The following is a 14,998-nucleotide window of genomic DNA, read 5'->3' as shown; positions in this document are numbered from 1 at the left end:
CCGGCTTAAGGGGATAATCTGAAAATAACCCATTCACCTGATTCGGATTTTTCGTAAAATAATCTGTCATGCAGGCGGGAAGGGCGCCCCTGCCAGAATTCAAAACTTTCCGGCAGTAACCGATATCCGCCCCAAAAATCGGGCAGCGGAACTTCTTTCCCTTCGTATAGTTTCATTGCTTCCGCGAATTTCTTTTCCAGTTCTTCTCTCGATCTTACCTTTTCGCTCTGATGAGAAACAAGAGCACCAATTCTGCTCTCAAACGGGCGGGAGTTAAAATATTCTTTTGATTCAGCACGGCTGACTTTGGTCAGGGTTCCGGTAATTCTGATTTGCCGTTCCAGTTCTTTCCAGAAAAAAAGAAGTGCTGCCCTGGGGTTTTTACTAATATCCGCCCCTTTACGGCTTCCATAGTTCGTATAAAATACAAACCCTTCCTGGCTGATTCCTTTTAACAGAACGATTCTTGCTGATGGAGCGCCTGAAGAATCAGCAGTGGCAAGGGTCATTGCATTAGGTTCATCAATCTGGGAGTCAACCGCCTCATTAAACCAAAGGTGAAACATTTCAAAAGGATTGCGGGCAGCTTTGGTTTCGTCCAGGTCAGCCCTGCTGTAATTACGCCTCATTGCGGCAATATCAATTTCCATCACAGTATTCTGGTTATTTTTTTTATTTTTGATGTCCATTATAATAATATTTCCGTTTTGATTTGAGGGCTTAACAGGCGGGAACAAACGGACTAAAGAGGCGATTTTACAAAGTTTAGATGTGTATATGAAACAGAAATTAACTCCGGAACAGAAACAGGAAATCGAGAAATTCGGTGCCAATTCTTGGTATCTTGAATATCTGCAAAGTGATTCCTTTACTTCAGATGCTGCCTTACCGCAGGAAAAAGCTTTTACCGTAACCGAAACACCAAAAACCGGGAATGGCAACGGAAATTATACTTCCCCGGCAGGTGCAGTCCCTCCTCAGGGGAAGACAGTTAATTATCCTCAGGGGAACTCAAATGATACTCTGAAACTTCTGGCAGGTGCTCCGGCCCGTATTATTGATAATATGGAATCCAGTCTGGCGATTCCTGTCGCTACTACCCAAAGGGTAATTCCTGTTAAACTGCTGGAAGAAAACAGAATTCTTATTAATAATCATCTTCAGAAGCAGGGCAGGGGAAAAGTATCATTTACTCATCTGATTGGGTGGGGCATTATCAAATCCCTGAAGAAACATCCTGCTCTGAATAATGCTTATACCATAAAAGATGGGAAGCCGCATCTTGTTCAGAGGGGAAGCATCAATCTTGGAATTGCCATTGATGTTGAGAAAAAAGACGGCAGCCGGTCACTGCTGGTGCCCAATATTAAAAATTGTGATACGCTTGATTTCGCCGGATTCCTCAATAAATATGAAGAATTAGTAAAGCGCTCCCGCACCGGGCAGATTGACCCGGCCGAGTTTGCGGGTACAACGATTACTCTTACCAATCCTGGCACACTTGGAACGGTTGGCTCAGTACCCCGTCTGATGTTGGGGCAGGGTGCAATCATAGCAACAGGTGCAATTCAATATCCGGCAGAATATCAGGCGATGTCTCCTGAGACGATTTCCACTTTGGGAATCAGCAAAGTACTTACGCTTACCAGCACTTATGATCACAGGATTATCCAGGGAGCTGAGTCAGGGCTCTTCTTAAAGGAACTGCATGAACTGCTGCTCGGTCAGAATGGTTTTTATGAGGAGATTTTCGAATCACTTAAAATTCCTCTTAAGCCCAGCACCTGGGAAACTGATATACAGCCGAGAGGATATAATGATATATCCAATCTTTCAGAAACTGAAAAGCAGGCCAGGGTACTGCAGCTTATTAATATGTTTCGCGTCCGCGGCCATCTTGTCGCAAGTATTGATCCTCTGGGAACAAAGAATATATACCACTCAGAGCTTGACCCCTCATTCCACAAACTTACCATCTGGGATCTTGACCGCCAGTTTATCACCGGCGGGTTCGGCGGACTGAAAACAGCAACCCTGAGAAAAATTCTGGATATCCTGCAGAGCACCTATTGTGAGAAGATAGGCGTTGAATATATGCACATTCAGAATCATGAGGAAAAACTGTGGCTTCAGAGTGTGATGGAGCCGGTGCAGAATAAACCGGCTTTTTCTAATGATGTAAAAATCCGGCTGCTGCAGAAACTTATTCAGGCGGAGGGATTTGAACATTTTATTCACAACCGGTTTGTAGGGCATAAGAGATTCTCCCTTGAGGGCTCAGAGACGGTAATCCCTGTGCTTGATTATATACTTGATCTTGCCTCACAGGAAAGTGTTGAAGAAATAGTTCTTGGCATGGCTCACAGGGGCCGTCTTAATGTTCTGGCGAATATTATTGGTAAAAGCTATGAATCAATATTCTCAGAGTTTGAAGATATTATTGATCCTAATTCCTATCAGGGTTCAGGTGACGTAAAGTATCACCTTGGTGCATCCGGTATGTATAAAACCCTGAGCGGAAATCAGATTGGAATATCCATTGCATCCAACCCGAGCCATCTTGAGTGGGTGAATCCGGTTGTGGAAGGTATCGTAAGAGCAAAGCAGTCCAGATTAAACGGTGATGCTGAGAGCAAAATTATTCCGCTGCTGATTCACGGTGATGCTGCATTCGCAGGGCAGGGAGTAGTTGCCGAGACATTTAACCTGTCACAGTTAAAAGGATACCGCACCGGAGGAACGATTCATCTGGTAATTAATAATCAGATTGGCTTTACTACAACTGCTGAAGATGCGCGTTCATCGGTCTATGCAACAGATGTTGCGAAGATGGTTCAGGCGCCGATATTTCATGTGAATGGCGACGATCCTGAGGCTGCTCTCTGGGTTGCTAAAATTGCGTATCTCTACCGCCAGAAATATAAAAAAGATGTGGTTATTGATCTTCTTGGATACAGAAGGCACGGACACAATGAAGGTGATGAACCCGGATATACTCAGCCGCTGCTCTATGATAAAATCAAATCGCATCCTTCCGTTGTAAGTATATATTCATCCAGACTGGTTAAATCCGGCCTGCTTGATGAGACTTCAGCGGCTGGAATGAAATCATCATTCAGTGAAACCCTGAGCAATGCCCTTGATAAAGTAAAGCGGAAGCATATTGATTTCAAAATTGATGTGCCGCTAGCAATCTCGAAAGAAAAAATCCGTTCATTTAAACCCACGCATAAAACGGCGGTAGATGAACAGACGCTTAGAGAAATTATAGCCAAGATTTCTTCCGTCCCGCCTGAATTCCAGCTTCATCCAAAGCTTAAGAAGTTTTTGGAGAAGCGGGCGGATCTTGCCACCGGAAAAGAATCAGCTGACTGGGCACTAGGCGAAGCGCTGGCATTTGCTACCTTGCTGAAAGAAGGAATATTTGTCCGGCTAAGCGGTCAGGATGTTGTCCGTGGGACATTCAGTCAGAGGCATCTCGGTTTAACGAATATCAAAACAGGAGAAGAGTATCTTCCGGTTAATCATATGTATCCTGATCAGGTGAAGATGGAGGCATATGATAGTCTTCTTTCAGAAGCGGCAGTGCTTGGATTTGAATATGGCTTCAGCACCGCGGATCCTCTTGCGCTGGTTATCTGGGAAGCGCAGTTTGGCGACTTCGCAAACAGTGCGCAGGTTATCATTGATAACTTTATAGTTGCCTCTTACGAAAAATGGCATGTACCATCAAATGTAGTACTGATGCTTCCGCACGGTTTTGAAGGACAGGGTCCCGAACATTCAAGTGCAAGAATTGAAAGATTCCTGATTCTATGCGCGCAGGATAACATGGAGGTATGTAATCCGACAACTCCCGCACAGTTATTCCATTTATTGAGACGGCATGTAAGAAAAGGACTGCTTCGTCCGCTGGTGATAATGACTCCAAAGAGTCTGCTGAGATTACCTGAAGCCAAATCTGAATTCCACGAATTCACAACCGGCACTTTTGAAGAAGTGATTGATGATAAATCTGTGAATAAGGAAAAAGCGAGCAGGGTAATACTTACATCCGGCAAGGTATATTATGAACTGGTCAATTACCGGAAAGAGAAGAATCATGAGGATGCAGCGATAGTCCGTGTTGAGCAGTATTATCCTTATGATGATGCCGGAATGAGAGAACTGCTGAAATCCTATCCGAAAGCAAATAAAGTTGTCTGGGTACAGGAAGAACCAAAGAACATGGGTGCCTGGAATTTCCTCCATGGCAGACTGCTTGAAGATCTTTTCGACGGCCAGCGTTTGTTCTATGCAGGAAGACCAGCAAGTGCAAGTCCGGCAGTGGGTTCGTCCAAACTTTCACGTCAGCAGCAGGATAAATTAATTTTTGATGCATTTAACTGTTGAGAATAATCCGGTGGTTAGATAATTTTGCAGAGTGAATTGCGAGTGTAGCTCAGTTGGTAGAGCATTAGCTTCCCAAGCTAAGGGTCGCGGGTTCGAATCCCGTCACTCGCTCAAAAATTACTTGCAGAATATATTCCGAAACCATATATTTCTAATCTGTTTTCGAAAAAATAAGGGGGCTTAGCTCAGTTGGTTTAGAGCATCTGCCTTACAAGCAGAGGGTCGGAGGTTCGACTCCTTCAGCCCCCACAAGAAAGAAGATTCAGCCTCGGAGAAATCCGAGGCTGTTTTGTTTTAAAACGGTCAACTCAGTTGGTTTAGATCCCGACCCGTCGGGACTTACAAGCAGAGGGTCGGAGGTTCGACTCCTTCAGCCCCCACATGAAGATTCAGCCTCGGAGAGATCCGGGGCTGTTTTGTTTTAAATTGGGTTCATTAAGTTGGTTTAGATCCCGACCAGTCGGGACTTACAAGCAGAGGGTCTGAGGTTCTCCCGAAGGGATTCTGCTAAGACTCCTTCAGCCCCCACAAAAATTCAGCCTAGGAGAAATCCGGGGCTGTTTTGTTTTAAACAAACTCAGTTGGTTTAGATCCCAACTTGTCGGGACTTACAAGCAGAGGGTCGTAGGTTCTCCCGAAGGGATTCTGCGAAGACTCCTTCAGCCCCCACAAAAATTCAGCCCTGGAAAAATCCGGGGCTGTTTTGTTTTAAATAAACTCAGTTGGTTTAGATCCCGACTCGTCGGGACTTACAAGCTGAGGGTCGGAGGTTCTCCCAAAGGGATTCTGCGAAGACTCCTTCAGCCCCCACAAGAAGATTCAGCCTCGGAGAAATCCGGGGCTGTTTTGTTTTAAAACGGTCAACTCAGTTGGTTTAGATCCCCGACTCGTCGGGACTTACAAGCAGAGGGTCGGGGTTCTCCCGAAGGGATTCTGCGAAGACTCCTTCAGCCCCCACAGGAAGATTCAGCCTCGGAGAAATCCGGGGCTGTTTTGTTTTTGTTGAGTTAGCTAAGTTGATTAGCGCAGCTGACTCATAATCAGCGGGTCGGAGGTTCTCCTAAGTGATTCCTGCGAAGACTCCTTCAGTATTAAAAAATTAAGGTTTCATAGAACCTCGTTTTTTATTCGTTATGGTAATAACTACCTATTTTCTTCCGGACTGGCATAAAATGTGTTGGAGATTTCCATGTTGTTTTGCTTCTCAAATGAGAGAATTACACCTGAAGAAGCAATAACTGCAGCAATCACTCATTTATAATCGCTTTTGTGAGGTTATCATGTCAGAGTTGTTCAAAATATCAGCACAGGGGATTAATCCGGATCTTTCATCTTTTAACGGCAGCTATGATGAGGTTAACCTGGGAGAAAAGACTTTCGGGGAAATTCTTGATCTTTTGCTTCGGTTCAAAAAAATTCCGATACCACAGACTGAAGGAGATTTTTGCTTTCCTAATTTGATTATTCAATCCGGACAGAAAATCCTGCTGACGCTGACTCCGGGTGACGGTAAACTGATCGATAATGATACGGGCACAGATATGTCACTGGATGCAATTGAAAAAGTTCTTCTTACCGGCGAAAGGTCTGACAAAAGAGAAAGACTTCAGCAAAAAATGAAAGAGATAGGTGAAAGAACTGCTCTTAAACCTGAAATTCTGCCCACCGACAGAGACAAAGTAAGAAAGAACAATATTGATACAGGACCCTCTTCTCCGCAAATTTCACTGACGGTTTGGAAAAGCTCAGGCTGGAAAGAGTTCACGTATTATTTTCCTATTGTTACGGCGCTTTTCTCATTCCTGATAGGATTGCTTGTCCTGGCTGAAGGACGAGAAGGAGATGTTGAAATGGTTCCTGTTTTCTTTATCGTAGGTGCTGCATTGCTTCCTTTAATTATCCCATTAAGAAAACTTGGAAGACACGAATTCCGTATGGGGGTTGACTGGAAAACAAATACTCTCTGGTGCTGGCGTGCGAATAGGGGAATCACCGGTTTTGAACCCGATGCAAACCGGATACGCGGTTTTGGAGCGGTTGATTCCACAACAAGAAAATTCAATTATCAATGGCTGACAAATAAATCCCAAGCAATGTACCGCATTGATAAAAGTTATACAGTTGTGATGCAAAGAATGAAAACAGATAATTATTTCCCGGTCAACGGCAGCAAACTGGCAACGGCTAAGGAGGCAGCTGAAATTATTGAAATGATGAATAAGCTGTGGGAATCACAGAAAAGCTGAAATGCTAATGTTATTTTCCGGACACAGATGAGAAACTACGAGGTGTGAAATTCAGCGGAAAGGAGTATTTTAGCTTTATTTGAATTTTTGAAAGTTTTGCTCAATAGCTTATGATTGTAAAGGAAAACCATCTGAGAAGGATGGTTAAGGATGCTATTTCTCTAACAAATGGCAAGTCTCACTATTTCATATTTACTGAGACTGATATTACTGGTTTGTTTTCTTCTATTGCCGGACAAAAAGAAATGAATCCTGAATCACCGGGTTTAACAGGATATTTAGTAAAATCTCTCGCTGATACTCTCATGGAGTTTCCTGAATTAAACTGTATGAGAAAAGGGGAGGATACCATTTACCGGTTCCCTAATATTGATGTATTCATGCCGGTTGAAAAAGAAACGGAAGGTGAGTACATTATTTACCCTTCAATTATAAGATCGGCTGAAAAGATGACTCTGGAAGAAATCAACAAGGCCATTCAGTATTTCAGAAGCAGTGATTTTGAGCCATTGATAGGAATTGAAAAGTTGTTCCTAAAACTTCCGGCATTTTTGAGAAGAGCCTATCTCAGGCATTCCCTAAGATCCCATGATCGGTACAGGACTATTTTCGGGACAACATCATTCAGCAGTGTAGGGAAGGTATCTAATGAAAGGATGTGGCCGGTTGGGAACCCCCTGCGATGTCTTGAACTTTATGCAGGAAATACCGTGGAAAACACCGACATAGCTGGCAATAAGACCATAAAAATCAACCTGGTCTTTGCTATTGATCATACCATTGCGGATGGCGCTTACGGGCTGAGGTTTATTAGTAACTTTACTGCACGATTGCAAAATGCGGCAAATAATTAAGGTAGAATTCTGCATTTTTACGGGAACTTTTACCATTTGAAATCGTATAAAAAACAGGTTCTGCCGAAAATTTCTTCATTTTTATTTGAAAATATGAGAAAATGAGTGTAAATTTCGAATTCAGTTTTTGCGGAAGTGGCGGAACTGGTAGACGCGCACGTTTGAGGGGCGTGTGGGGCAACTCGTACGGGTTCAAGTCCCGTCTTCCGCACCAATTCTTAAATACATCTGAGGATTCCTAATGCTCAAGAATATTTCTTCCCTTTTCACCGTCTTTGCCGTTTTATTTACAATCTCTCTCTCTGCTCAGCAGATGAATCCGGATGCTGCCCGTCTTTATAATGAGGGTAATGATAAAATGAAGGCCGGTGACTATAATGGTGCCATTGCAAGTTTTGACCAGGCACTGGAAAAAGAGAAAGATTACAGGATTTACTATCAGAAGGGTATTGCTCTTCGCCGCGCAAATAAAGTGCAGGATGCAATTGCTTCCCTGAATGAATGCCTCAAACTGAAGCCGGATTTTGATCTGGCTTACAATGCCCTAGGATCAGCTTATTTTCAGCTCGGAGATTATGCGAAAGCAATAGATAATTTTGAAAAAGTTGAGAGTCTCTCCAAAAATGCAACTCTCAAAGAGAAAGTAAAGGAATCCCTCTCAAGCTCCTACACGAAGCTTGGGTCCTCAAGTATGGCTGATGGCAACTATGAGAAAGCCATTGAGTACCTGACCAAAGCAACTGCTTTAAACAATTATGACGCTGCCTGGCTTTATTTAGCTCAGGCCTACAACGAAATCGCAAATTTTGACAAAGCTATTGAAGCTGCAGAAAATGCCATTAAACATAAGTCCAAAATAAGTACAGGTGGTCCTTACTATTATATGGGCTTAGCATACAGAAATAAAGGTGATAAGGCCAAAGCTCTTGAAGCTTTTAATAAAGCCAAAGCTGATGCCACTTACCGGAAAAACGCCGAATACGAGATATCACTCTTAAAGTAAAGAATTAAAAACCCTCGTCAGCGAGGGTTTTTTTTTAGAAATTCAGTAATACTCAAAGAGAATTATGATCAGGTTTGCAGGTGTTTTTTTCTTGCTCTTTATTCTGTCCGTTCAGCTCCATTCTGCCGGAACTGAATATCAGGAAGCAATGCGTAATTATAACAATGGTTTATATGGCCGATCTGCTCAGATTTTCAGGCAATACATAAATTCTATTCCCTTTGATCATCCTGACAGGGAAACCTCTCTCTACTTTTTAGCAAAATCCAAATACTACCTGAATGAGTATGCAGAAGCTGCTGACCTCTTCGCCCGGTTTATAAGAGAGTATCCGCTCTCCTCACGTAAGGAACAGGTATATAATAAACTGGGGCTCCATTACTTTGAATCCGGAGAATATTCACGTTCACGGGAACTGTATTACTCGTTAATAAATGAATTCCCCGGCAGTGAATATAGCGGTTCGGCTCAGTACTGGATCGGAGAATCCTTTGTTCATGAGGGTAAATTTGATGAAGCTATCAGTTACCTAGAGAATGCTATAAGTAGCAGGGCGGGGAATAAATACCGTGACTTTGCCATTTTCTCGCTTGCTGGTGTTTATGAAAGAAAAGGGGATTATAAATCAGCTGTAACCTATTACGATGAGCTGATATCATTTTACCGGGGAAGCCAGCTGCTTGCTGCAGCCCAAATCCGGATTGGTTATTGTTATTTCAGACTGAAGGATTATGATGCTTCAATACTTGAATTATCTAATCCTAATATCGGTACCATGGATTCAGAAAAGCAGGCCGAGGCTCTTTATCTTCTGGCAAACGCTATGTATCACACCTCTGATTATGAGGGTGCTTATAAGATTTATGCTGATATACAGAATAAATTTCCATCGGTATCATTTATCCGTGATTTGCGTTATGCCTTTGCATGGACCAATTTCCGGCTGAAGAAGTATGCTGATGCTTATAAGTTTTTTAATTCTGTCTCAGAAACAGAAGATAGCATGGGAATTGAAGCATTTTTCTGGAAGGGAGAAGCAAAGCGATATACAGGTAATCTGGCAGAAGCGCTCAAAATCTATGAACAATTTCTGTTAAAATTCCCGAATTCAGAAAAAGTTCAGGGTGTCAGATATCAGCTGGGGCTCATCTCCTATTCAGATAAGAAATATGAGCAGGCAGTAAAATTTCTTGTGGGCTCGGTTTCAGGCAAGGACCGGGTCATCACAGTTAAATCGTATATCCTGCTGGGAGAAATTGAACTTTACAGAAAAAAATATCAGCTTGCTGATAACTATTTTGCCTCAGTCATTTCGATGAATCCTGCCGATATTTCACTTGTTTACCGTGCCCGGTTGGGCAGCGCTATATCATCCTTCCATCAGGAGAAATATAAAATAACCTCTGATATTCTTAAACAGATCGAAAATGATGACCCGAATTTTGAGTTTGAAAAGGTAAGCTTTTTCCTTGCGGAAGCATTGTTTAACCAGGGGAAGTATAAAGATGCAATTGCTTATTATAATAAAATAAGCACCGAAGATAAGCAGTTCGGCAACTTTGCTCTTTACGGCAAAGCATATGCATATTATAATCAGGCAGACTACAAAAATGCTGCTTTTCTCTTCTCCGATTTTCAGAAGCTGTTTAAGAATGATGAAAGAGCTGATGATGCTTTGCTCAGGCTGGGTGACAGCTATTTTGCCATCAAGGATTATGATTCCGCGGTAAGAACTTACCGGGATATTCTTGTGAGAAAAAGTAAATCCGTCCGGGCGGATTATGTGAGTTATCAGCTTGCTCTTGCTTATTACCGGGCGGGTAAAATTAAAGAATCACTTACCGAACTTAATTCAGTCTCCGCGCTTTATTCCCGAAGTGAGTATGGTGAAAATGCTGTCTATCTTGCCGGCTGGATTCATTTTCAACAGGGTAACTATAGCGCCGCCATAGACAAATATCTTCTTATGCTGAATACCATGCCTCGCTCACGGCTTATTCCTATGGTGCTTTATTCCATCGGTGACTCCTACTTTAACCTGGGAAGTTACGATTCATCCATCGCTTATTACAGCCGAATCATAACCTCTCATGCAGGAAGTTCCTATTTATTTGACGCAATAAATGGTATACAGTATTGTTATATAGCAAAAGGTGATTTAGCAGGCGCCGCGCAGATTATTGACCGTTATGCCAGACAGTATAAGGCAAGAGATTTTGCAGATGAATTATTCCTTAAAAAAGGAGAGATTTATTATACAAATGCTGATTATCAGAGTGCAATAACGTATTACAACGAATTTATTGATTTGTTCAGCGGTTCTCCGCTCACCGCGGATGCATTCTTCTGGATTGCAAAAAGTTACCGCAATACCGGAATGGTACTGGAAGCAAAGCAGACATTCAGGGCTCTGGTTGACCGTTACCCTTCGGCAGAAGTGACCGTTTCTGCTGTGGTGGAGCTTGTATCTCTTTATCAGGCAGATAATAATAACGGAGAAGCACTAAAAGTGATTAACTCCGTCATGAGTAATTTTACCAAAAGTGCCAGATATCCTGAACTGCTTTACACAAAGGCTAAGCTTTTGCTTGTGATGAATGATATAGGAGGTGCCTATGACCTTTTTGATGAAACCTCAGTATTTTATGCAGATAATCTGTTTGGTGATAAGTCAAAGATTGAACTTGGCCGTCTTGAAATGATGAATAAACGTTATAAAAAAGCTGCTGAAGTTCTGCTGAAAGTTACTTCGAAAAGAACGGATGACCTTGCAGCTGAAGCACAGTATATTCTGGGGCTTGTCTATACCGCAGAAGGGAGAAGCAGTGAGGCAGTTACCGCGTTTGTAAGGGTTACAAATATCTTTTCATTATATGATGAATGGGTTACCAAGAGTTACCTCCGGCTGGGAGAGTTATATGAAAAATCCGGAGATAAAAATAAGGCAAGAGAAATGTATAAAAATGTACTTGCCAAGCATCCGGATGATGAGTATGGTAAAGAAGCACAGGCAAAACTGAGGAAACTGAAATGAAATCATCTTTAAGCATTTTTCTGCTTGGTTTTCTTTTAACTGGAATTCTTTTTGCACAGGATGAACCAAAATCCAACGTGGAACTTCCTGACTTTGTAATTACCGGTAAAGATCAGATTACATTTCCTCCGGCGAAAAAAATGAAACCTGATGTTATCTCCGCGCTATCAGAGGAATTCATTAATCCTCCATATAAAGCAGAAGAGTTTTCGGCAGGTGAGATCAGCACACCGGAAACAATCGTGACTTTCAAGAAGGATTCAGTTGCCGTCTATCCTGGTATTTTTTCTATTTCATTCGGAAATCTCACCATTCCGGAGATGACGGGGAGCTATACTTTACAGATGGGAAGATTTACGTTATCACCTTCACTCTCACTTAAGAATATCCGTGAGTATGAACCTAATAACGGGAAAAATATATACAGCTTCGATCTCAGTTCATCTTACACAACCGGAGCTGAATCCGGAATTTTTAGTGGCTTGATAGTTGATGCAGACGCCGGCTTCTTTTCTCACAGCAGAAAACTTTATACGGATGATACATCTTTTAAGAACCGGAATCTGAATCTTTATTCCGTATCCGCCGGTGCCAGAAAGATGTTTTCCGGAGGTTCAGGATTCTCTCTTTCAGCTGAGGTTGCCTCTGCAGCAGTAAAAGAGTTTAATGCCGAGAGTGCTGTCACAAAGTTAAATCTCGGCGGGTTTATTTCTTTCTCCAAAGTGGTTATTGGCGCCGATGCTGAGCTGGGGTCCGTTTCCATTAACGATCTCAGCCAGGGAGATTACAGAATTGGACCTTCCTTTGCGATTGTAACTCCTGGTAAATTCAGTCTTCGTGTCTCAGGCGGAGCGGTGAAAGCAGGGGAGAATAACGGTATTTTTATTGACGGAAAAGGGAGCTTTAATTTGTCAGAGGCCCTGAGTTTTGGGCTGACTTATAAGCAGGGTTGGCAAAGGGTTGATCTGATGCAAAATCTGGCTGAGATACAGTTTTTTGTGCCGGATACATCATTCAGTAGGTATGAAAACCATATAAACCATATCCGTTTTGAAACAAAATACAGATTTAAACACTATTTTGAGGCATCAGTTTTCATTAATAGTGGTAAAACAGAGCAAGTGAACTATTTTCTAAGAGACACTTCTGACGGGGTATTCAGAGCAGGATTTGCCGATGCCTCGGTAATGAGTATTGGGGCTGATGTAAAGTTTCATGAAGGGCCGATGGGATTCCTCTACGGTCATGTAAATCTTTCCTCAGTTAAAGATGATACTGATAAATTTCTGCCATATGTTTCATCCATAAGCGGCAGCCTTTTTTATGGCAGAAAGATTAACTCCTCCTTTGATTTTATTACCGGTGCTGAATACCACAGCGCTCCATATACTGACAGAGCAAATCTGAACAAGGCTGATTCCTTTTTTGATCTTAATCTGACTCTGCGCTATTATCTTAGTTTCTTAGGTCAGGGGAGTTTTCTTACCCTGAGAGCTAATAATCTGCTGAGTGCAGATAACAGTTACTGGGAGGGATATCCCGGAAGACCTGCCGATATCCGGCTGGGTTTTGAATTACAATTCTGATGTATTTTCCAAAATGACCAAGTCAGAACTCATTAGAAATATTGCTTCAAAAATCGGCATCCCTGTTTATCAGGCTGTTGACTTTATGGAGCTTTTCCTTGAGTATATACGGGAGCATATTGAGGGGGGTAAATCACTTTTTATTGATGAGTTGGGCGAATTCCGGCCTGTTCATGTTAATATATCAGGGAAGCTCTCAGTCAGCAATTACGTTGAAGCCATACTCTTTGAGGGAAAAGAACCATTCACAGCATCGAGACATCTTTTTGATCTCCCTTCTGCAGAAGCTGCGGTTGAATCAAAGGCGGATAATCTCATGAATCTGAGCTTCGATAAACCGGTTATACCGCTTGAATCAGCGGGGGATACAGAGGCATTTCTGCTGCTTAACGGTAATCAGAGCAGGGAATTTCTAGAGCAAAAAGCTGAAGAACTTTTTACCTCAGGCACCATTATTGACATCAATTCCATTGAAGCATATCTGTCGGTGTCAGATCTCAAAGAAATTTTAAACCAGAAGGATTCTGAAAAGGATATATGGAGAGCCATTGAAGAATCTGATCCTGATTCTGGAGAACCTGCTGATTCCATGGACTGGGAATTCGGCGCTGAATGGAAAAAAGAGGTGGAGAGTGAGGATATACTTAGTGAGGCAGATCTTACTGAGTGGAACTTCGGCGGTGAAGAAGCACCTGCTGAATCAGGGCCTGATATTAGTTTTGATGACCTTGCGCGCACAAACCTTGATATAACACAGGATGAAAAAGAATTTGTACCAGTTTCATCCAGAACCCGCGAACTGCAAATTGATTTATCCGAATTAGAGGCTGAGGAAACCTTAAATCAGAAGGATATATTTCTTCCTCCTGACCCTACATCTTTTACTCCGCAGAATGATCTTGATTCTCTCTTTAAGAAATCCATAGCCGAAAATTTTCTTTTCGCTATACCTGACCCGATCGAAAAAAAGGAGGAGGAGCGGAGAAAAGCTAGAGAAGCAGCCAGGGAGGCGGAAGAAAAAGCATATCTTGAAAATGAATACAGTTTAAGAAAGCGGCTGGAATCAGAGGGGGAAAACGATGAGGAATCGGGCGAACTTGCTGACGTAATTAATCTGAAACCAAAGTTCAACAAGGAAGATGAATATTCCGGATTTGACCCGCGCAGTCTGATAAAAACACAGCTTCCTAAACTGGCAAAGCAGAAGAAGCCGATTATCTGGACCCTGCTTTCAGTGATTTTCGTCGCAGCGGTTGGCATCACGCTTTATATACACCGCTTTGGAGTTCCAGATTTTATCGCTGAATATCTCCCTAAATCAACCGGATTTGAACTGCCGCCAATTGTGGCTACCGTTATTGAAAGGGACTATGTTATTCCCATTACCTATCCTTATAAAAAAGCGCTGAGTCCTGCAGATATACCGATGCTTGGCATTGACTCAATTGCGGTACCGCCGGTGCCGATACAAAACACACAGAGTGTAAAGCCTGATTCGGTTGTAACCATAAAACGGGAAGAAAACCAGGTGGTTACCCCTGCAGAAAAACCTGTAGTTACCGAACAAAAGCCTCCGGCATCAACGGAACAGAAAGCTCCCGTGATAAGTCAAAAGCCAGAGACACCGGCTTCGGGTTCGGTGCTGGTAAAAGGAAATATCTTCCGGGAAGGTGATAATTACACGGTTCAGGTTTCTAGCTGGCGGGATAAAGCTGTTGCGGATAAGGAGGCAGCACGTTTAGAAAGACTCGGCCATCCGGCTTATGTGCAGTCTGCCAGCATTCCTGGCAGAGGCAGATGGTACCGGGTACGTGTCGGAGAGTTTAAGACACTTCAGGAAGCTGAAGATTATTCAAATAAATTAAAGTGAGCAAATAAAAAAG

Annotated in this window: 8 protein-coding genes and 3 tRNA genes; 10 read left to right on the top strand and 1 reads right to left on the bottom strand. The window is 42.6% G+C overall.

The features are described from left to right. Window positions 1-5: 5 nt before the first annotated feature. Window positions 6-650 (bottom strand): pyridoxamine 5'-phosphate oxidase, encoded by a 645-nt coding sequence (gene pdxH / locus HRU80_11160; GenBank protein ID QOJ30526.1) that lies wholly within the window; start codon window positions 648-650, stop codon window positions 6-8. A 127-nt stretch (window positions 651-777) separates the two neighbouring features. On the opposite strand from pdxH, the gene HRU80_11155 reads away from it, so the two are divergent. The 10 genes from HRU80_11155 (at window position 778) to HRU80_11110 (ending at window position 14,985) form a co-directional block, all read left to right on the top strand. Further along, window positions 778-4,392, top strand: coding sequence for a multifunctional oxoglutarate decarboxylase/oxoglutarate dehydrogenase thiamine pyrophosphate-binding subunit/dihydrolipoyllysine-residue succinyltransferase subunit (locus HRU80_11155; GenBank protein ID QOJ29406.1), 3,615 nt, complete (start codon window positions 778-780; stop codon window positions 4,390-4,392). A 38-nt stretch (window positions 4,393-4,430) separates the two neighbouring features. Further along, window positions 4,431-4,503, top strand: a tRNA-Gly gene (locus HRU80_11150). Window positions 4,504-4,566: 63 nt separating this feature from the next. Then, window positions 4,567-4,641: transfer RNA gene (locus HRU80_11145), tRNA-Val, on the top strand. Window positions 4,642-5,672: 1,031 nt separating this feature from the next. After that, the gene (locus HRU80_11140; GenBank protein QOJ29405.1) at window positions 5,673-6,638 is read left to right on the top strand and encodes a hypothetical protein; all 966 of its coding nucleotides are present in this window, start codon (window positions 5,673-5,675) and stop codon (window positions 6,636-6,638) included. A gap of 110 nt (window positions 6,639-6,748) precedes the next feature. Further along, a complete protein-coding gene (locus tag HRU80_11135) occupies window positions 6,749-7,492 on the top strand; it encodes a 2-oxo acid dehydrogenase subunit E2 (GenBank protein ID QOJ29404.1) in 744 nt (247 codons plus the stop codon). 129 nt (window positions 7,493-7,621) lie between these two features. Next, window positions 7,622-7,706 (top strand) — tRNA-Leu (locus HRU80_11130). A 27-nt stretch (window positions 7,707-7,733) separates the two neighbouring features. Next, window positions 7,734-8,495 carry a tetratricopeptide repeat protein gene (locus HRU80_11125; protein QOJ29403.1) on the top strand — a complete coding sequence of 254 codons (762 nt, stop codon included), beginning with the start codon at window positions 7,734-7,736 and terminating at the stop codon, window positions 8,493-8,495. A 91-nt stretch (window positions 8,496-8,586) separates the two neighbouring features. Further along, the gene (locus tag HRU80_11120; protein QOJ29402.1) at window positions 8,587-11,529 is read left to right on the top strand and encodes a tetratricopeptide repeat protein; all 2,943 of its coding nucleotides are present in this window, start codon (window positions 8,587-8,589) and stop codon (window positions 11,527-11,529) included. Next, complete coding sequence (locus tag HRU80_11115; GenBank protein QOJ29401.1) at window positions 11,526-13,115, top strand: hypothetical protein; 1,590 nt, start codon at window positions 11,526-11,528, stop codon at window positions 13,113-13,115. The genes HRU80_11120 and HRU80_11115 overlap by 4 nt, the downstream gene beginning before the upstream one ends. Further along, on the top strand, window positions 13,099-14,985 hold the full coding sequence (locus HRU80_11110) for an SPOR domain-containing protein (GenBank protein QOJ29400.1): 1,887 nt from the start codon (window positions 13,099-13,101) through the stop codon (window positions 14,983-14,985). The genes HRU80_11115 and HRU80_11110 overlap by 17 nt, the downstream gene beginning before the upstream one ends. Window positions 14,986-14,998: the final 13 nt, after the last annotated feature.

Source organism: Ignavibacteriales bacterium (assembly GCA_015709675.1).
In the GTDB taxonomy this organism is placed as follows: Bacteria; Bacteroidota; Ignavibacteria; order Ignavibacteriales; family Ignavibacteriaceae; genus H2-BAC3.
Note: the sequence above shows the minus strand (reverse complement) of the source record. Positions and strands in the feature narration are given on the sequence as shown.